Origin of the sequence: Singulisphaera chitinilytica (assembly GCF_049331405.1) — a bacterium.
In the GTDB taxonomy this organism is placed as follows: Bacteria; Planctomycetota; Planctomycetia; order Isosphaerales; family Isosphaeraceae; genus PoT.
Genome location: NZ_CP186274.1, coordinates 3,926,414 through 3,944,493, shown reverse-complemented (window position 1 = coordinate 3,944,493; position 18,080 = coordinate 3,926,414). Strand labels below are relative to the sequence as shown.

Genomic DNA, 18,080 nt, shown 5'->3' with positions numbered 1-18,080 from the left:
GAATCACCGATCTGACGAAAGAGCCGGAGGCGTGAACGGAATTCCCTGGTGAATGCGGAGGGGGATCAGGCCAATCCTCCCTGGACGATGCCTATGAATCCCCCTATGGAATCATTCCGGCCGCATTCCCAGGGCTTTCCCGAGAAATTCAGAGCGGGCGAATGGCTCAGGAGGCGAACGGATGAGAGACCGAATCCTTCTGGGCGGTGATCTCGTCGATGGAGGGCAGGCTCTTCATCGCGCGCTGGATGGAGAGCTTGGTGGCCTCGTAGTTGAACTTGAGGATCTTGGCGTTGTCTTCGGCAGCCGGGTGGATGAAGACGCCGCAGACGATGACGAGGTCTTCGGCCTTATCCTTGGGGATGGTGCCGTCGGCGACGCTGTCGGCGACCGCCTTGGCGACGGCGTACTGGGCGGGGCCGAACATCTGGACGGCCTGCTTCATGCCCTTGATCGTGACCTTGGTGATCATGACGGTCGCCGGCTTGGCGACGACATTCGGCGTGAGGACGGCGAGGAGATTCGTGTGACCGGCCGACTGGGTGGAGAGGGCGTTGGCGAAGGCCGCGCCGACAGGGCCGGTCTTGGTGCCGATCAGGAGGTCAATGTGCGCGATCTCGTTGCCTTCGCCGACCAGGGCCTCACCAATGTTCATGGTCAAGTCGCTGCCCATCGGGATTCTCTCCTCAGGATGTCTTGAATCGAAGGCCGCCGCACGGCCCGTACTGTCGAGAATGCGGGCACCGGCCTGATGTATGGTCTCGAATCATAACAGGCTGGTAGGCGTCCGCAACCCCCACGCTCGAATGTTAATCATTTGGCGAAAAAAGTGTTGTTAACCCGTGCGCCAACTGATTCAATGACCTCATCGGCACGACTATTGCGCGCCGAAAGTTCGACGATCCCACGGGGGTCGTTCGTTCCCTTACTGATACTGGAGATCGGCAAATGCGTAAGGTGTTTCCGCTGCTGGCCGTGGCCGTCCTCTTCTCGGGCCTGACCCTGGCCTTCGCCGCTGAGGAGATCACGATCACGGGTGATGCCGTGTGCGCGAAGTGCGCCCTCAAGGAAACGAAGACCTGCCAGAACACGATCACCGTCGAGAAGGACGGCAAGAAGACCACCTACTACCTCGAGAAGAACAAGGTCAGCAATACCGCCCACAGCGGCCTCAAGATCTGCACCGCCAGCAAGGACGAGCCGGCCAAGGTGACCGCGAAGGGCACCGTGAAGGAAGAGGACGGCAAGCAGGTCTTCACCGCCACCGAGATCAAGCCGACCAAGGAATAATTCGACGTCGACCCATACGCGAGTCATCGCGTCTTGTGTCCAATATTCGATGCAACGATGGGCTTCGGTGCCTGTCGTTGCATTCGTCGTTTCCGGGCCGCATTTCGAGGAATACCCTTCAAGGGGCGCGTGACGCCATGCTGGTGATCGCTGGCGCGAGCACCCGCGCCGCCGCATTCTCCGCGATCCGCGCCGGGCTCTCTCCCATCTGCTTCGACCTCTTCGCCGACCTCGACCTGAGGGAGTCCTGCCCGGTCCGGCCGATCCCCCTGGCTGCCTACCCGCAGGCTCTCGAACATCTCATCATAGACTCACCTCCTGCTCCGTGGATGTATACGGGGGCGATCGAGAACGCGCCGGACCTCGTCGAGGCCATCGCCGCCCGACGACCTCTATGGGGTAATGGTGCCGAGGTCCTACGCCTCGTCCGCGATCCCTTCCGATTGCATCAAGTTCTCCTCGAGCATGGATTCGTTTCGCCGAAGGTCGCCGCTCGACGCGACGAGTTGCCCCGGGTTGCCGCGTTTCTGGTCAAGCCATTCGACTCCGGAGGAGGCGAGGGGATTGAATTGCTCCACGAGTCTTGGCGTCCGACGGCGCGCGGCTGTTACTTTCAGGAACGGATTGCCGGAGTCAGTTGCTCGGCGATATTCGTCGGAAGCGAGGGAGGATGCAGATTCCTCGGCGGTACACGCCAATTGACGGGGAGGGCGAGTTCGGACTTCGCCTATGCGGGGTCCATCGGGCCTTACCCATTCGACGATGCAACGTTTGAGACGCTTCGTCGGATGGGAGAGGTCTTGCAGCGAGAGTTCGGCCTGCGGGGACTTTTCGGGGTGGACTTCCTCTTGAATGAAGCGGGGGTGTGGCCGGTCGAGCTCAATCCGAGATACACGGCGTCGGTCGAAGTGCTGGAACTGGCACTCGGTTGTTCATTCATCGGTGAACACGCACGGGCCTTCGGAACGACCGAGCTCACTGAAAAGCTCGCATTGCCGAGTTGGGCGTACGTAGGCAAGCGAGTCCTGTTCGCTTCGAGGTCTCTCGTATTCCCGGAAATCTCCAAGACGCTTTCCTCGTCGTTCGACCCTGTTGGGTTTCGCGAGCTTGCCGACATCCCTTCGCCTGGTACAGAGATCGGTGCAGGCGATCCCATCCTGACCGTTTTCGCCCACGGCGCTACCTTAATAGAGTGCGATACCCGCCTCCAGGCGATCTTGCGAGAGTGGCTGCAACGCCTCCATCAGACCTGAGAGACAACGCACGCGGGACAGGACGCCACAAGCGCCCGCGCTCACCATCGGGGTTGCAGCCGATCGAGTCCTGTCTATAATTTCAATAGCGTCTGAAAGTCCGACCAAGAGCGGTCTCTCCGGGACGATCGACGTCGTGGTTCGGCCGTGCGGTGCTTTCTCGAGGACGCAGGAGGCGAAGACGATGGACGCTCCGATTCGCGTTGGGGCGGTGAGCTATCTCAATGCGAAGCCTCTCTATTACAACCTCAAAGAGCTCGCCCCAAACGTCGACCTTGTGATGGACGTCCCCAGCCAGTTGGCCGCACGCCTGGCTCGGGGGGAGCTCGACGTCGCGTTGATCCCCTCGGTGGAATACCTGCGAGGCGTCGAGCTCGGATACGAGATCCTCCCCGGCTTCGCGATCGCCGCCCGCGGGGCGGTGCGTAGCGTCAAGCTGTTCAGCCGGGTGCCTTTCGCCGAGATCAAACGACTGGCCCTCGACGCCGGCTCGCGCACGAGTCAGGCGCTGGTCCAGGTCTGGCTGGATGCGGTCCACAAGGTCCGCCCGTCGACCATCGAGACCCTGCCGCTCGGCACCCCGGTGCTGGAGAGCACCGCCGACGCCGTGCTCGTCATCGGCGACCGGGCCATGAAGGTTGATGAGAGTGCCTTCCACGCCGTCGTCGATTTGGCCGAGGCCTGGAACAAGCTCACAGGCCTGCCTTTCGTCTTCGCACTCTGGGTGGTCCGCGCCGGCGCCGACCTCGGCCAGTTGCCGCAGGTTCTGGAGAAGAGCAGGGCGGAGGGCCTGGCCCACGCCGACGACCTGGCGGCCCTGCACGGGCCGAGGCTCGGCCTGGATGTCTCGACGTGTTACGATTACCTGACGCGCGTCCTCTCGTACGAACTGGGCGAGCCGGAGATCGCCGGGCTCCGCCGCTTTGCCGTGATGGCGGCTGCCCTCGACCTCGCACCGGAAGGAGTTGAACTTGTCTTCCACCGTCGCCGCGATCTTGCAGCGCGTCGTTGAAGGGGAACGCCTGTCGTTCGATGACGGCGTCACCCTGCTGCGTTCCGCCGATCTCCTCGACCTGGGCCGGGCCGCCGACGCCGTCTGTCGCCGCCTCCACCCGGAACCTTACCGTACATACAACATCGACCGGAACATCAACTACACGAACGTCTGCACCGCCGTCTGCGACTTCTGCGCCTTCTATCGCAAGGTCAACGACACCGACGCCTACGTCCTCGAGCGTGACGTCCTGCTCGACAAGATCCGCGAGACGGTCGAACTCGGCGGCGACCAGATCTTAATGCAGGGGGGGCTCCATCCTCACCTGAAGATGGAGTGGTATGAAGAGCTCCTCCACGACATCAAGTCGCACTTCCCCCAGGTCAACATCCACGGCTTCAGCCCGCCCGAGATCCACCACTTCACGAAGGTGACGAAGCTCCCACTCAAGGTCGTGCTCGAGCGGCTCAAGGCAGCGGGGCTCGGCAGCCTCCCGGGGGGCGGCGGCGAGATCCTGGTCGACCGCGTCCGCAAGGCCATGACCCGCGGCAAGGTCATGACCGACGACTGGCTCAACGTGCATCGCGTCTGGCACGAACTCGGAGGCCGCTCGACGGCCACCATGATGTTCGGCCACATCGAGACCCTGGAAGAACGTATTGAGCACCTCGAGCGCTGCCGACAACTCCAGGACGAGACCGGGGGCCTCACCGCCTTCATCTCCTGGACGTTCCAGCCCGAGCATACCGAGATGGCCGACGTCCCGGCCGCCGGTTCCTTCGAATATCTGCGGACCCAGGCCATCTCCCGGCTCTACCTCGACAACGTACCCAACATTCAGTCCTCCTGGGTGACACAGGGGCCGAAGATCGGGCAGATTGCCCTGTACTTCGGGGCCAACGACATGGGCAGCCTGATGATCGAGGAGAACGTCGTGGCCTCGGCCGGCACGGTGTACTACCTCAGTCTCCAGGAGATCCGTCGCGCCATCCGAGAGTCGGGATACATCCCTCGCCAGCGCAACGTCTTCTACGAGTACATCGACGAAGACGTGGCCGATCCCTCGATGGCCCTCTCCGCGAGCTGAGCCACCTCTTGTCGCTCATCGCCTGGCGATCGGTGCCCGCCCCAGAGGATTCTCGTCCTGGGTCGGGCACCGATACTTTTAGGCAGCGTGGGGTTGCGTGCGAGGATCCCGTCCTCGATGATGAGAAGCTGAGTGTCCTGAGGCACCTTTCGGTCGGCCTCGAATCGTGAGCGGGTTCGTCATGAGCTCGCGCCGCGATGGCGATGGGCGCCCTACGCAATTCCTCTTCCATTGCCTCGAGTCTTCGCGTGATCCACGTCGAAAATCTCCAAAAGTCCTTTCTCGACTACCAGCGTGGTTGGGTCTCGGCGGTCAACGGAGTGAGCTTCGAGTGCCACCCGGGGGCCATCTACGGCCTGCTCGGCCCCAACGGCGCGGGCAAGACGACCACCCTGCGCATCCTCAGCACCGTCCTGCGGCCGACGGCCGGCAAGGCGACGGTGGCGGGCTTTGACGTCCTGACGCAGCCCGAGTTGGTCCGAGCCAACATCGGGTACATGTCGGCGAGCACCGCCATCTACGATCGGATGACGGCCTGGGAGCTCGTCGAATACTTCGGCAGCCTCTACGGCCTCGGCCGCGACAGGCTCCGCGAGCGGATGGAGGCCATCTTCGACTGGCTCCAGATGAACGACTTCCGCGAAGTCCTGGGGTCGAAGATGTCGACCGGTATGAAGCAGAAGGTCTCGATCGCGCGGACGATCGTGCATGACCCGCCCGTCCTCATCTTCGACGAGCCGACGTCCGGGCTCGACGTGATCGTCGCCCGCAACGTCTTGCAGAAGATCGCCGAGTTGCGCGACCAGGGGAAGACGATCATCTTCTCCACCCACGCGATGCACGAGGTCGAGAAGCTCTGCTCCCGCGTGGCAATCGTCCACAAGGGGCGCATCCAGGCGGAAGGGGAGCCCAAGGCGCTCCTGGAACAGTACGGCCAGCCCGACCTCGAAGAGCTCTTCTTCCACCTGGTCGAGAGGGCGACGCCAGGGCCTTCGACGGCACCACCGCATCAATTGCAGACATCCTGGGATGGCTGATGAGAGACGCCCCGAGGCGCATCTCCCGAATTTCGACGATCAAAGGCGAGTAGAGGTCCTGGATCCATGCGCTGGTCGAACGTCTTCCTGATCTTCCGCCGCGAAGTCCGCGACCAGGCGCGCGACCGTCGCACGCTCTTCATGATCTTCCTGCTGCCGATGTTGCTCTATCCGATCCTCGGGATCGGCATGATCCAGTTCTCGGCGGCATTCGCCCAGAAGCCGAGGAACGTGGTCGTCGTCGGGGACCAGTACCTGCCCGACAAGCCGCCGCTCCTGAACGAGGCGAAGACCAACTTCGAGGGCTCCCTCTTCGACCATCCCGACGACGCCGAGCGGATGCTGGTGACGCTCAAGAAAGCCGAGGGGCACTGGACGGATCCTGTCTTCCGCAAGAAAGTCGTGCGTGACGGCCTGGCCGACGCGATCGTCACGATTCCGGCCGATCTCGAAGCTCAGCTCAAGCAGACGGCCTCGGCCTCGTTCTCGATCGATTACGACAGTGCCGACGAGACGAGCCAGGTCACGCAGCTTAGACTCAAGGAAGTCCTGTCGAGGTGGAAGGAGCTGATCGTCTCGGCTCGATTGCAGCGCGATGCCAAGCCTTCCGGCTACATCGAGCCGATCACGATCGTCCCGGAAGACGCCGCCACGCGAGCCGAGGTCGGCGGCAGCGTCTGGGCGCGGCTCTTCCCGTTCCTCCTGGTGATGATGTCGCTGACGGGCGCCTTCTACCCGGCCATCGACCTCTGCGCGGGGGAAAAAGAGCGCGGGACGATGGAGACGCTCCTGATCAGCCCGGCCTCGAGGTCGGAGATCGTCTTCGGCAAGTTCCTCACGGTCGTGCTGGCCAGCATGCTCACGGCGCTCCTCAACCTCGTCAGCATGGGGGTGACTGGGCTCCAACTCGCCACGCAGCTCGGCCAGGCCTCGGCCGCGAATCCGGGCAAGATGGCCGCGATCATCACGCCACCGACGTTCACGGCCGCCTGCTGGATGCTCCTCCTCCTGATTCCGCTCTCAATTTTCTTCAGCGCCCTCTGCCTCGCGCTCGCGGTCATGGCCAAGAGCATGAAGGAGGGGCAGTACTACATGACGCCCCTCTACCTCGTCTGCATCCCTTTGATATTCCTGACCCTGATGCCGGGGATCGAGCTGAACCTCTTCTACAGCCTCGTCCCGATCTCGGGGGCGTGCCTGCTGCTGAGGGCCCTGATCCTGGGCGACTACGGGACGGCCTTCAAATACTTCTTGCCGGTGCTGATCCCGACGATCCTCTATGGGATCCTGGCGCTGCGCTGGGCGATCTCGCAGTTTGAACGTGAGGACGTACTCTTCCGCGAGGCCGAGCGCTTCGACCTGGCGAGTTACGTCCGGCACCTGATCCGAGACAAGCAGCCGTTGCCCACCCCGGCGCAGTCCCTGCTCTGCTTCGCGATCATGCTCTGCTCGGCTTGGTTCATCATGCAGTTCCTCGGCACGACCACTTCCTCGATGGTCATGGCCGTGGGGCAGGTGGCGTTCATCCTGATACCTCCGGTCGTGATGGCCCTCCTGCTAACGTCCTCGCCGCGACGGACGCTGCGGCTCTACTGGCCGGACTGGCGCTACCTGGCGATCGGCGCGGGACTTGCCCTGAGTCTCCATCCCCTCATAAGCGAACTGCGGGTGGTCGTCGAGGAGCTGTTCCCGGTATCCGATGCCGTCAAGAAGGCCCTGGCCCAGATGATGGGCAAGATGCCGGACGTTGGGACCGCGATCTTGCTTTTCGCGTTCGTCCCCGCGATCTGCGAGGAGTTCGCGTTCCGCGGCTTCATCCTCGCGGGGTTGGAAAACGGGAACGGGAAGCGCGAGGCGGTCCTCGGCTCGTCTGTTCTGTTCGGCTTCATGCACGTCCTGCTGAGCCTCTTCCAGCAGTTATGGAATGCGACCCTGCTCGGGATCGTGATCGGCGTGATGGCAGTCCGGAGCGGGAGCATCCTCCCCGGGATCGTTTTCCACTTCGTGAATAACGGCCTGGCGGTCTTCCTCGGCCTCTGGACCGAGCAGGCCAAGGGTCGGGCGATCATCGGCTGGCTTTATCGATCGCCCGACCATGGGCTTTATCATTATTCGATCGTCGCCGTTTCCGCCTGCTTCTCCGTCGCGCTGTTTGTCCTGATGCTCCGCATCAAGATTCGGGCCAAGTCCTTGGAGCCGGCTCTGTCCGAATCTCGAAGTGGTGAGCTCGTCGACCTGACCGCTTCGTCCTGACCTTCGACCCTGTCGTTCTAGGCCACTGGTTCGTCGCATGCGATCCTCAACAATCACCCTGGCTGCGCGTTACGTCTTCCCGGTCGAAGGAGAACCGATCGCCGATGGGAGCGTGACGGTCTCGGAGGGAAGGATCTCCTGGGTCGGACCATCAAAGGATCGCGAGGCGGATATCGAGCTCGGGAACGTGGCGATCACCCCCGGATTCGTGAACACGCACACACACCTCGAACTGTCTTCGCTCGAGGCGGGGGATGAGGTCGTCCCGATAGGGATCGAGGACGAAGTCGGCTGGCTCAAACGCGTCATCGCCCAGCGCCGGGATGGCTCGCTCGAGACGCTTCGCGAGGCCGTCGGGAGGAACCTCAAGGAGTGCATCGAGGCTGGGACGACGACGCTCGCCGATACCACGACGGCGGGCCTGAGTTGGGGTCAGGTGGCCGAGGCCCCCGTCCGCGCGTTGGTCTTCGCCGAGATGATCGGCCTGCGAAGGATGCGAGGGCTTCAGACGAGCGAGGAGGCCTGGGACTGGCTGTCTTCGATCACGCCGGAGGCCCAGGTCATCGCCAATGCCCGCCCCGGGCTCAGCCCCCATGCCCCTTACAGCACCTCAGGGTGGCTTTATCACAAGGCGGCGGCGAGCCGTCTGCCGCTCTCGACGCACCTCGCCGAGATGCCGGAAGAGCTCGAGCTCCTCGAGAGCCAGAGCGGCCCGCTGCGCCTCTTCCTCGAGGACCTCGGGGCCTGGGACGACGAGTGGGAGCCGATCGGCTCGAGGCCGGCCGACTACGTCCGCAAAGGTGAGTTACGCCAGGCCGACTGGGTCATCGCCCACGGCACCTACTTCGACGAGTCGGAGTTCTGGCAGCTCCGACCCGAAGCGGCCCCCAACGGACATCGAGTGGCGGTCGCCTATTGCCCCAGGACTCACGCCCGCTTCGGCCACGCCCCGCACCCGTTTCGCTCGATGCTCGAGCGCGGCGTCGTCGTCTCATTGGGGACGGACAGCAGGGCCTCGAATCCGAGCCTGAGCATCCTCGACGAGATCCGCTTCTTGCATCGTCGCGACCCATCCCTGGGCGGGCCGTTGCTCCTCACCATGGCGACGCTCTTCGGCGCCTGGGCCTTGCGGGCCGAGAACACCACCGGCAGCCTCAAGGTGGGGAAGTCGGCCGATCTGGCTGTGATTCCTTTGCCCGATCGCGACGATGCCGACCCGCACCGGCTCCTGCTCGACTCGAACCTCCCCGTCCAGGGAACCATGTTCGAGGGGCAATTCGTGACAGGTCCCTGGAAATCGCGGCGAGTCGATTTCCAGGGCTCCTGAGTCGCGTCGATGCCGGTCGTCAGCCTGCCGTCGCAGGGGCGAGTTCGGGCGAGGGATTGTCCGGCTTGACGGGATCGGCCGGGGCTGGTTCGGGCGTCGGCGGCTCCTCGATGGCGACGAGGTGCAGGTCGGTGCCGTCGACGTCTCGTCGCAGGAGCAGGTAGATGATCCCCGCCGCCGTCCAGAAGTAAGCAAAGACCCAGCCGCGCACGAGCAGGCTGAGCCCGTAGATCCAGGCGGAATGGAGCGAGACGGCCGTCGAGGAATTCTGTGACGGCGACGTGCCGAAGAGGCCGGCGAGCAAATCCGGCGGTGCGGTGAAGCTCAGGCTCCATTGGCAGAGGTGGAGGACGACCCTCGCGAAGACCTGCACGAAGAGAAGGCCGAAGCATCCAGTCAGCCAGGCGAGGAGGGCGTACGCGGCGTAACGCCCGGGGCGCTGGTGGACGTAGGCGTACGATCGGCTGAGGGCGTCGAAACCATCCTCGGCCTCGACCGCGACGGTGGCGTGGATCAGGGGCCAGCCGACGGCGAGGGCCGTCACGATGATCGCGATGACGAGCCCGCCGAGCAGGGGCATGAAGAGGAGGATCCCCGCGAAGGTCGGGCCGATCGATTCTGGCAACCGGTAGAGCAGGCCGAAGAGCGAGCCGAAGATGGCGACGAGGGCCACGCCCAGGAACGGGCTCAGGGGGCTCAGCGTGAGCGTCAGACAGTGCGCGGCGGCGAACTTGAGCGACTTGAATAGGCTAATCCTCCGCCCCTGCGCCGCCTGGAGGACTCCGATCCGGCAGATCGCCCCGCCGAAGAATCCCCAGACGACGATCGTCCAGACCGACGCGCAGACGGCATGCAGAAATGCCCAGCCGTCGACCTCAGTCGAGAAGACGGCGACGAAGGGCCCCACGACGTATCGAGCCGGCTCGATGAGGTGGAACGGGATCGCCCAGAGGCTCCCCACGAATTCGTGACCCTTCGTGGGGAGGTACGACTGGCCATCCGTCAGCACGGGGGGCGTAAGCTTACTCGAGGCCGGGAAAAGGCGGTCAAGCCCCTCCCAACCAAGGTGGAGCACGACCAGGCCGAGCGCAGCCAGGATGAGCTTACGGCCATCGATGGAAAACCCGACGCCGCGAAAGATGCGGATCCAGGGAAAGAGTCGACTCCAAGCAATCTCCTCCGTGGAGCTGGACTCAGCAGCCATGCTAGACACTCCTCCTTGAGGCGGATCAATCAGGGGACCACGCAGGTAAGGACTTCCGCCTCGCCCTGCTGCGGCACGACTTCGCAGGCGCCGAGGGACGCGGGCAAGAGCAGGGTCTCGCCGAACTTGAGCGGCGTACGCTCTCCTTCATGGATCACGTCGACGCTGCCCTTCAGGCCGAGCAGGATGTTGAATCGTTGGCCGTCTCCCAAGCGGGCCGGCCCATTGAGCTTCAGCCGTTGCAGCGAGAAGAACGGGCAGTGCGAGAGTTGCTCCCGCGTCCCCCCCTGGATGGCTTCGGGAGTTGCGGAGAGGGGTTCGACCGGGCCGGCCTCGAAGTTGGTCGATTCGAGGGCCTCGTCCAGGTGGAGTTGCCGGGGCTTCCCGTCGGGCCCGACGCGTCCCCAGTCATGGACTCGGAAGGTGGCATCCGACATCTGCTGGATTTCCGCGAGCAGGACGCCCGCCCCGATCGCGTGCATCGTCCCGGCCGGGATCATGATGCAGTCGCCAGCCTTGGCCTCGAAGCAATGGAGCAGCGGCTCGACATCGCCCGACTCGAGAGCCTTGGCGAAATCCTTGCGGGTCACCCCTTGCTTAAGGCCGGCGTAGATGAAGCTGCCGGGCTCGTTGTGCAGGACGACCCAGGTCTCCGTCTTGCCGTTATCGTTGGCGAGCCGCTTCCCGAGCGCGTCGTCGGGGTGGACCTGCACCGAGAGGGTCTGCTGGGCGTCGATGTATTTGACCAGCAACGGGAACTGGTCACGCTGGCCGACGGCGGTCCCGAGGACCTCCTCGCCTCGGTCGCGGAGCAGTTCTCGGAGGTTCGAACCCTGCAAGCGGCCGTGGACGACCCGGCTCACGTCGTTGCGATGGTCGGAGATTTCCCAGCTCTCGGCGTACTGCGTCCCCGAACCGAGAGGCTTGTTGAGGATGGTCCCCAGCCGCCGGCCACCCCAGATCAATTCCTTGATGATCGGATCGAAGCGAAGAGGATGGAGCGACTCCGCCTGCATTGGTGGATTTCCCGGGAAAGCGAAATGCCGAGGTCGTGGGTCGTTAAAGTCTCTTTGTAACCCCATGAACGCGAGCATGTCCACCCGATTCGGGGCGGATTGGGCAAGCCAACCGGAGACTGGACCCTGGCAACCGCCTGGCGTCATATGGTAGATTGAAGGCCAGGAACGCTCCCGCCTGAATGGCCGTCCCCGAGAGGCCCAGGGCGGTGCCGCATCAAAAGGGTCCCGGCCTCGGGAACGGCCGACGCGACCCGCGTCTCCTCCCTCCAGCCCGCTCAGCCGGCGCACCCCTTGGTCCATTCAGGGTGGTCTGTCTCCATGCCTACCGAAAAAGACCTCTTCAGCGAAGAACAGTCGATGGTCTCGATGAGCTTCGGGGAGCACATCGAGGAGCTTCGCACCCGCCTGATCCTCGCGATCACTGGGCTCGTGGTCGGCGTCATCATCACGTTCGTCCCGGGCATTAACCTGGGAAAGCGGATCATGACGAAGATGGAGGAGCCCGCGACCAAGGCCCTGACCGAATTCTACGCCGATCAGGCCAACAAGCGCTCGAACGAGGCCAAGGCGCTCAAGCAGGTGTCCACGACTTATAACGCCATCATCCCTGCCGAGGCCTTCTTCAAGGAGGTTGCCAAGCTCGCCCCCGACCTGAAGCTGCCGGACGCCAAAAGTCTCGCCACCAAGACGCTGTCATTCCCGATGCAATACGACCAGGCCTCGGTGATCCAGCTGGTCAACAGCGGCATCCGCCCCCCGAATGCTCTGGTCTCGCTCGCGCCTCTGGAGACGATGACAATCTTCTTCATGGTCTGCCTCGTGGCGGGGCTGGTGATCGCGAGCCCCTGGGTCTTCTACCAGCTCTGGGCCTTCATCGCGGCGGGGCTCTATCGTCACGAACAGCACTATGTCACCAAGTTCCTGCCGTTCTCGCTGGGCCTCTTCTTGACCGGGGTCTTCCTCTGCTTCTTCGGTGTCCTGCCGATCACGTTGAGCTTCCTGCTAGAATTCAACGTCTGGCTGGGGATCGAGCCGACGCTCCGACTCTCGGACTGGATGAGCTTCGCCACGATCTTGCCCTTGATCTTCGGTCTCTGTTTTCAGACCCCGTTGATCATGATGTTCCTGAGCCTGATCGGGATCTTCTCGGTGGACGACTACCGATCGAAGCGCAAGATGGCGATCCTCATCATCGTCGTGGCCGGGGCCGTGCTGACGCCCGGGCAGGATCCGTTCAGCCAGCTCTTCCTCGCGGTGCCGATGGTCATCCTCTACGAGCTCGGGATCATGCTCGTGGCTCGGAGCAACATCTCGGCGCCCTCGCGATTCGCCGATTGACGCGGCGAGGAAGCCCAACCAACGTCGTGCGAACGTTTGCGAAGTGAACCCGAATGAGCACTGATCAAGGCGTCGTGTATCTGGTCGGTGCAGGGCCCGGAGATCCCGGGCTCTTCACTCGCAAAGGTGAGGAGTTACTCGCGAGGGCCGAGGTCGTGGTCTACGACCACCTGGCCAGCCCTCGCCTCCTGGATCTCGCCCCGCCGGAGGCACTCCGAATCTGCGCGGGGAAGTCGATCGGCCATTGCACGCTGTCGCAATCCGAGATCAACGAGACCCTCGTCGAGCATGCCAGGGCAGGAAAGCGGGTCGTCCGCCTCAAGGGGGGCGACCCGTTCGTCTTCGGCCGTGGTGGCGAGGAAGCCGAACACTTGAGGGCCGCCGGCATCCGCTTCGAAGTCGTCCCGGGCGTCACGGCGGGTGTCGGAGTCACGGCCTACGCCGGGATCCCGATCACGCATCGCGACTCGGCCTCGGCCGTCGCATTCATCACGGGGCATAACGGCCCCAATGCCGAAGGGGGCCGGCTCGACTGGCAGGCCCTCGCCCAGTTCCCGGGGACCCTCGTGATCTACATGGGGGTAACCCGGCTCGAGGCGATCTGCCACACCCTCGTCAAGCACGGCAAGCCCGACAGTACGCCGGCGGCATTGATCGAGTCGGGGACGCTCCCCGGGCAACGCACGGTCGCCGGGACGCTCGCGACCCTGCCGGCCCTCGTCAAGGAAGCGGGTCTCGGCCCGCCGGCACTTTTCGTCGTGGGGGACGTGGTGCATCGAAGGCCGAGCCTTCAATGGTTCGAAGACCTGCCGCTCTTCGGTCAACGGATCCTGATCACCCGGCCCCAGGATAGCGCGAGGACTTCGGCCAAGGTGCTCGAGAGGCTCGGTGCCGAGGTCCTTGTCGCTCCCACGGTGGAGATCCGGCCGCTCGACGACTTCAGTGAGCTCGACCGCACCATCGCCAGGTTGGCCGAGTTCCAGTGGCTGGTCTTCACCTCGGTGAATGGGGTCCAAGCCTTCTTTGACCGGATCGAGGCCCTCGACCTGGACCTCCGGGCCGTCGGCCACATGAAGTTTGCCGCCATCGGCCCCGCGACGGCCGAGGCCCTGCGTCGATATTACCTCAGGGCCGACGTCGTCCCGGAGAGCTTCCGTTCCGAGGCTCTGGCCGAGGCGCTGGCCGAGCGGGTGCGAGGGACCCGCGTCCTACTGGCTCGCGCGACCCGAGGTCGGGTCGTCCTCAAGGAGGAACTCCTCAAGGTGGCAGACGTGGAGCAGATTGCCGTCTACCAGAACGTCGATGCCGATCGGCTTCCCGAATCGGTCATGGCGCGACTGGTGGACGGGTCGATCGACTGGATCACCTTGACGAGTTCCGCCATCACCGGGCGGCTCCACGAGGTGCTGGGCCCAGAGCTTCGCGAACGCATCGGCCGAACGATCAAGCTCGCCAGTCTCAGCCCGGTGACGACGGAGACGGCTTCGAAGCTAGGCTGGTCAGTTGCCGCTGAGGCGAGTCAATACACGTGGGACGGCCTGGTAGAGGCGATTGTCCAGGCCTCCGCCATCAACGAGAAACGCCGCCCGTGAAGGCGGCGTCCTCGGATGCGCATATGTAATCAAATACCGGCCGACGGGATGATCGGGCCCAAGGGATCGCGAACTCAGCGAAGCTCTCGGCTCGTCTCGAACCCTTGCCAGAGGACCAACGCGGCACCGAAGATGAAGAGGACGTCGAGGAGGATGTTCCGCCCCAAGACTCCCACGGCCGCGTCGAGGATGAAGATCAGGGCCGTGAGGCCGGCAATGCCCATCGCGGTGTAACAAAGCAGCTTGGGGAGCTCCATCGTCCGATTGCTCCAAGTGACGAGACGGGTTAATCGTCAGACTAGATTCAATTTACCATACGGAGCCGGACGGGGCGCCAGGACTTTGGCTCACGGATTCCCGATCACCTGGACGGGGATCGTCCTGGGGATCGCGGCTTCCTTCTTGGGGAGCCGGATCTTAAGGACGCCGTGACGTGCCTCGGCCTGGGCCGCGTCGAAGTTGACTTGCTCGGAGAGGGTCAACTGGCGATGGAATGCGCCGAAGCGTCGCTCGCGGACCGGGCCGTCTGACTCGTTGGGTTCCGCCACTTTGACGCCTCGAAGCGACAGGACGTTCCCCGTCAGCGACAAATCGATCGAGGTCGGCTCGACGCCCGGGAGTTCGGCGAAGACCACGATCTCTTGCGGCGTCTCGAAGATGTCGATCGCCGGGCTCCAGGCCGTCGGCTCGACGTCGACTGGCGCCGAGGCGGCCGCCGGACCGATGCGGGCCGGGTTCCAGTATTCCTCGAAGAACCGATTGAGCTCGCTCTGGATCAGGTTCAGCGGGGCCGTGAGATCGCGTCGCCCGGTCATAGGTCGTCCCATGGAACGTTTACCTCTGTGCTTGGGAAGCTGAGCCTTGGAACTGGAGCACCCTGGAACGTATTCGGTCCAGGCCTGAATTCTTGGGCCTCGCCCCTCGAAAACGCGAGAGAATCACTCCGTCGCGCCTTCATGAAATTACGACTTGATCTCGATCCGTCGCGTCTTGGCCCGCTCGGCCTTGGGCAAGGTCAGGCGGAGGACGCCGTTCTTGAATTCCGCCGTGATCCGCTCGCGCTCGACCTCGTCGCTGAGGATGAACGAGCGCTGGAAGTCCCCCTGGTGATACTCCTCGTGCAGGGGCAGGGCCCCTTCGGGCACGGGGGACGTCACCCTGGCGTGGAGCGTCAGGACGTTATGCTCTAACTGGATGCGAACTCCGTCCTCGCTCGCTCCCGGCAGGTCGGCTTCGAGGATAAGGCCCTCGGGACCTTCGTGGATGTCGATGAGGGGCGTCAGGCAGACCTTCGATCGCGACGCCTCGGGCTGAGGCGGCAACATGGTCGGGGGATGCGCCGGCTCTTCGCTCTGAGGGCGATCCACAGCCACGTGGATGGGGCGGTTCTCGGTGCTCATGGGTCCCTCGCTCTCGTTTCCGGGGGGATTGGAATCAGCCGGCGACGGTGACGGAGATATGCCTCGGCTTCGCGCTCTCGGCTTTCGGTAGCTTGATCGTCAGGATCCCGTGCGCGAACGAGGCGGTGACCTGCGACCCGTCGATGCGGTCGGGGAGCGCGATCGAGCGCATCCAGCGGCCGAATTGCCGCTCCTGGCGACGGAAGCTCTCATCGGGTACGCCTTCGGCTCGCTTGCGGTCCCCCTTCATCGTCAGGGTCTCGCCGGTGATCGAGAGGTCGAGGTCCTCTGCCGTCATGCCGGGGAGCTGTGCCGAGAGCACGTAGTGATCGCCCACGTCGTACAGATTGATCGCCGGGAATTGGCGGACGAGACGCCAGGGTTGGAAGGGTTCGAGCGTCTCGAAGATTCGACCCATCTCGCGCTGGAGGTCACGGAACGGATCCCAGCGGCGATCCTGCCAGTTCATACCACTCATATGTCCGTCTCCCCACGCATGTGGCCGGAGTTAATGGCTCTAGGAGATATGAGCAGGGGACGTGCCAGAATCCATCTTCGTGGACGATATTCAAATCGACTGCCACCGCAAATCCTTCAATAACAAACTGTTAGACCACAAGATGATTCTTGGGATTTTGTGAGCCTGCTAGTCATGCCGAGCAGCACCCTGTCAATTTGGCACACACAAGAAGAGATGATGGCAGCAGAGAACGCGTTCTGCCAAAATGACAGCAGGGTTCACCACGTAACGATCAGGTTTTCGATGTGCGTGACGGTATTGGGCGGGGTCTCGAAGCTTAGCCATCGAGTGAGAGGTAAGCTGGGGTCGACGATGATTTGCTCAGCCCCCACATGCACCGTCAACCCTTGCTCATCGCGAATGATGTTTACAGGATGCCATTCCTCGATCGCTGCACCGGGGCTCACGACAGGTTGCATGACATGCAGGGGAATCCCTAGGGCATGAACGTTCTCGATGGATTCGTGACTGCCCCAAAGCTCGAAGAACAAATGGAAGCGCTCAGGCAAGCGGAATGGAAGCTCCGTGACCGTACCTCGGCCCCTCGTATCTCTAGGGTCGGGCTTCACCGTGAGCTTGTTGATTTTGTACTTATTGAGAGGTTGAGACGGTTTCGGCGAGATCTGAGTCGTCGCCATGGGGTTGCGGGTGAGTTGGAAGGAGAGGCTCGTCGTCCCGAGGATCCCACCGATCAGGGCACACGCTAGGAGCATGTCCCACCATCGAGGCGGCCTGGATTCGACGGGGAAGGGGCACTGGATGAGCATCAGAATCCGTTGGAACAACGCGGATCCCGTCATCGCCGCAGCCATCGGCTTAGCCTGGAGCGCGGCCGTGCCCGCGGTTGTGGCCGGCCCCGCCAACGCCTTCGCGGGCGCCGCGAGATTGACGAGCGATGAGGCATAGCTGGGGTTCTGCCCGAAGCCGCTCGCCGCATGCCGGTCGGCGAGGAACTCCTGGTCGATCCGCATCTGGGCCCGGATCCACCAAATCGTCGGGACGAAGAACCAGAGGGCCTGGGCAAACTCGCTCGCCAGGCTGAACCATGGGTCGCGACCCTTGGAATGGGCGAGCTCATGCAAGAGGCTCAGCCGGAGCTGATCCGACATCGATGGGTTGTCGAGCGACTCGGGGATGAGGATCGTCTCGCGGAAGAGACCGAGGATGACGGGCCGACGGACCCTCGTCGTGATCCGAAGGGCAGGGCGACGTATGCCGTCGTCGGTATCGACGACAGAGGCGTAGAGCGAGAGCGTAGCTGCCGAGGGGGTCGCCGACCTCCTCGCCAACCAGCCGATGCCCCAGTAACCGAAGAGGAGCCACCCGAGCGTGCAGCTCACACCGGCGATATAAACAAACGTAAACAAGCGAGAGACGTGACTTTCGGTTACGAGATGACCGACCTTGATCACCCACACTCTTGGATACGTATCGAGCCGACTGCGGGGGGGAGGGGATGCCTGCGCGTCGAGGACGTGCAGGAGCGGGTGATCCTTGAGAATGGACATCTCAAAGACACGACGGAGCTCAATCCTTGGCAGCGGAGACAGCGTCGAGAGTGGGAAGATGACCAAGGCACCGATGATCGCGGCGCGAGCCAACGAGATCCGGCGCGCGGGTTGACGGCAGGCCATCATTGCCAGGGCAAAAGCACCGGTTAAGAGCGTGACGGCGAAGCCTGCATCAAGCAGCTTCAAGCCGAAACGATCGACCCAAGTGCCCATGGCAGGGCCTTTCGATGATCAGAACCGCGAAGCGAGTTGTAG

The 18,080-nt window shown here is 63.4% G+C and carries 17 protein-coding genes; 9 read left to right on the top strand and 8 right to left on the bottom strand.

What is annotated here, in order from left to right; translation table 11 throughout:
* Positions 1-166: 166 nt before the first annotated feature.
* Positions 167-661, bottom strand: a complete 495-nt coding sequence (gene fae, locus ACOYYX_RS15960; protein WP_422931629.1) for a formaldehyde-activating enzyme — start codon at positions 659-661, stop codon at positions 167-169.
* Positions 662-948: 287 nt separating this feature from the next.
* Between fae and ACOYYX_RS15955 the strand changes: the two genes are divergently transcribed.
* The 7 genes from ACOYYX_RS15955 (at position 949) to ACOYYX_RS15925 (ending at position 9,241) form a co-directional block, all read left to right on the top strand.
* Positions 949-1,290 carry a DUF6370 family protein gene (locus ACOYYX_RS15955; RefSeq protein WP_422930903.1) on the top strand — a complete coding sequence of 114 codons (342 nt, stop codon included), beginning with the start codon at positions 949-951 and terminating at the stop codon, positions 1,288-1,290.
* A 443-nt stretch (positions 1,291-1,733) separates the two neighbouring features.
* Positions 1,734-2,543 carry an ATP-grasp domain-containing protein gene (locus tag ACOYYX_RS15950; protein WP_422930902.1) on the top strand — a complete coding sequence of 270 codons (810 nt, stop codon included), beginning with the start codon at positions 1,734-1,736 and terminating at the stop codon, positions 2,541-2,543.
* Positions 2,544-2,727: 184 nt separating this feature from the next.
* Positions 2,728-3,555 carry a menaquinone biosynthetic enzyme MqnA/MqnD family protein gene (locus tag ACOYYX_RS15945; protein WP_422930901.1) on the top strand — a complete coding sequence of 276 codons (828 nt, stop codon included), beginning with the start codon at positions 2,728-2,730 and terminating at the stop codon, positions 3,553-3,555.
* Complete coding sequence (gene mqnC, locus ACOYYX_RS15940; protein ID WP_422930900.1) at positions 3,515-4,624, top strand: cyclic dehypoxanthinyl futalosine synthase; 1,110 nt, start codon at positions 3,515-3,517, stop codon at positions 4,622-4,624. The genes ACOYYX_RS15945 and mqnC overlap by 41 nt, the downstream gene beginning before the upstream one ends.
* A gap of 248 nt (positions 4,625-4,872) precedes the next feature.
* Positions 4,873-5,661: an ATP-binding cassette domain-containing protein gene (locus ACOYYX_RS15935; protein ID WP_422930899.1), complete on the top strand. Its 789-nt coding sequence runs from the start codon at positions 4,873-4,875 to the stop codon at positions 5,659-5,661.
* Between the two features lie 66 nt (positions 5,662-5,727).
* The gene (locus ACOYYX_RS15930; protein ID WP_422930898.1) at positions 5,728-7,914 is read left to right on the top strand and encodes an ABC transporter permease subunit/CPBP intramembrane protease; all 2,187 of its coding nucleotides are present in this window, start codon (positions 5,728-5,730) and stop codon (positions 7,912-7,914) included.
* 37 nt (positions 7,915-7,951) lie between these two features.
* Positions 7,952-9,241, top strand: a complete 1,290-nt coding sequence (locus tag ACOYYX_RS15925; protein WP_422930897.1) for an amidohydrolase family protein — start codon at positions 7,952-7,954, stop codon at positions 9,239-9,241.
* Positions 9,242-9,260: 19 nt separating this feature from the next.
* Here ACOYYX_RS15925 and ACOYYX_RS15920 read toward each other — a convergent pair whose 3' ends face one another.
* Positions 9,261-10,445 (bottom strand): hypothetical protein, encoded by a 1,185-nt coding sequence (locus tag ACOYYX_RS15920; RefSeq protein WP_422930896.1) that lies wholly within the window; start codon positions 10,443-10,445, stop codon positions 9,261-9,263.
* Between the two features lie 29 nt (positions 10,446-10,474).
* Complete coding sequence (locus tag ACOYYX_RS15915) at positions 10,475-11,461, bottom strand: type I phosphomannose isomerase catalytic subunit (protein ID WP_422930895.1); 987 nt, start codon at positions 11,459-11,461, stop codon at positions 10,475-10,477.
* Between the two features lie 321 nt (positions 11,462-11,782).
* Between ACOYYX_RS15915 and tatC the strand changes: the two genes are divergently transcribed.
* Positions 11,783-12,802, top strand: a complete 1,020-nt coding sequence (tatC, locus tag ACOYYX_RS15910; protein WP_422930894.1) for a twin-arginine translocase subunit TatC — start codon at positions 11,783-11,785, stop codon at positions 12,800-12,802.
* A 53-nt stretch (positions 12,803-12,855) separates the two neighbouring features.
* Positions 12,856-14,394: a uroporphyrinogen-III C-methyltransferase gene (gene cobA / locus ACOYYX_RS15905; protein ID WP_422930893.1), complete on the top strand. Its 1,539-nt coding sequence runs from the start codon at positions 12,856-12,858 to the stop codon at positions 14,392-14,394.
* Positions 14,395-14,468: 74 nt separating this feature from the next.
* Here the strand turns inward: cobA and ACOYYX_RS15900 are convergent, their stop codons facing one another.
* The 5 genes from ACOYYX_RS15900 to ACOYYX_RS15880 all read right to left on the bottom strand — a co-directional run bounded on the left by ACOYYX_RS15900 (position 14,469) and on the right by ACOYYX_RS15880 (position 17,822).
* Positions 14,469-14,651 (bottom strand): hypothetical protein, encoded by a 183-nt coding sequence (locus ACOYYX_RS15900; RefSeq protein ID WP_422930892.1) that lies wholly within the window; start codon positions 14,649-14,651, stop codon positions 14,469-14,471.
* A 90-nt stretch (positions 14,652-14,741) separates the two neighbouring features.
* Entirely contained in the window at positions 14,742-15,221 is a 480-nt protein-coding gene (locus tag ACOYYX_RS15895; protein WP_422930891.1) for an Hsp20/alpha crystallin family protein, read from the bottom strand.
* Positions 15,222-15,356: 135 nt separating this feature from the next.
* Positions 15,357-15,794 (bottom strand): Hsp20/alpha crystallin family protein, encoded by a 438-nt coding sequence (locus ACOYYX_RS15890; RefSeq protein WP_422930890.1) that lies wholly within the window; start codon positions 15,792-15,794, stop codon positions 15,357-15,359.
* Between the two features lie 34 nt (positions 15,795-15,828).
* On the bottom strand, positions 15,829-16,272 hold the full coding sequence (locus ACOYYX_RS15885; RefSeq protein ID WP_422930889.1) for an Hsp20/alpha crystallin family protein: 444 nt from the start codon (positions 16,270-16,272) through the stop codon (positions 15,829-15,831).
* Positions 16,273-16,532: 260 nt separating this feature from the next.
* The gene (locus tag ACOYYX_RS15880; protein WP_422930888.1) at positions 16,533-17,822 is read right to left on the bottom strand and encodes a M56 family metallopeptidase; all 1,290 of its coding nucleotides are present in this window, start codon (positions 17,820-17,822) and stop codon (positions 16,533-16,535) included.
* Between the last annotated feature and the right edge of the window lie 258 nt (positions 17,823-18,080).

Coding starts and splice junctions, on each gene's coding strand:
- ACOYYX_RS15955 (WP_422930903.1), top strand. CDS start 949: ATGCGTAAGGTGTTTCCGCTGCTGGCCGTGGCCGTCCTCTTCTCGGGC.
- ACOYYX_RS15945 (WP_422930901.1), top strand. CDS start 2,728: ATGGACGCTCCGATTCGCGTTGGGGCGGTGAGCTATCTCAATGCGAAG.
- ACOYYX_RS15930 (WP_422930898.1), top strand. CDS start 5,728: ATGCGCTGGTCGAACGTCTTCCTGATCTTCCGCCGCGAAGTCCGCGAC.
- ACOYYX_RS15925 (WP_422930897.1), top strand. CDS start 7,952: ATGCGATCCTCAACAATCACCCTGGCTGCGCGTTACGTCTTCCCGGTC.
- ACOYYX_RS15920 (WP_422930896.1), bottom strand. CDS start 10,445: ATGGCTGCTGAGTCCAGCTCCACGGAGGAGATTGCTTGGAGTCGACTC.
- ACOYYX_RS15915 (WP_422930895.1), bottom strand. CDS start 11,461: ATGCAGGCGGAGTCGCTCCATCCTCTTCGCTTCGATCCGATCATCAAG.
- tatC (WP_422930894.1), top strand. CDS start 11,783: ATGCCTACCGAAAAAGACCTCTTCAGCGAAGAACAGTCGATGGTCTCG.
- cobA (WP_422930893.1), top strand. CDS start 12,856: ATGAGCACTGATCAAGGCGTCGTGTATCTGGTCGGTGCAGGGCCCGGA.
- ACOYYX_RS15900 (WP_422930892.1), bottom strand. CDS start 14,651: ATGGAGCTCCCCAAGCTGCTTTGTTACACCGCGATGGGCATTGCCGGC.
- ACOYYX_RS15895 (WP_422930891.1), bottom strand. CDS start 15,221: ATGGGACGACCTATGACCGGGCGACGCGATCTCACGGCCCCGCTGAAC.
- ACOYYX_RS15890 (WP_422930890.1), bottom strand. CDS start 15,794: ATGAGCACCGAGAACCGCCCCATCCACGTGGCTGTGGATCGCCCTCAG.
- ACOYYX_RS15885 (WP_422930889.1), bottom strand. CDS start 16,272: ATGAGTGGTATGAACTGGCAGGATCGCCGCTGGGATCCGTTCCGTGAC.
- ACOYYX_RS15880 (WP_422930888.1), bottom strand. CDS start 17,822: ATGTCCATTCTCAAGGATCACCCGCTCCTGCACGTCCTCGACGCGCAG.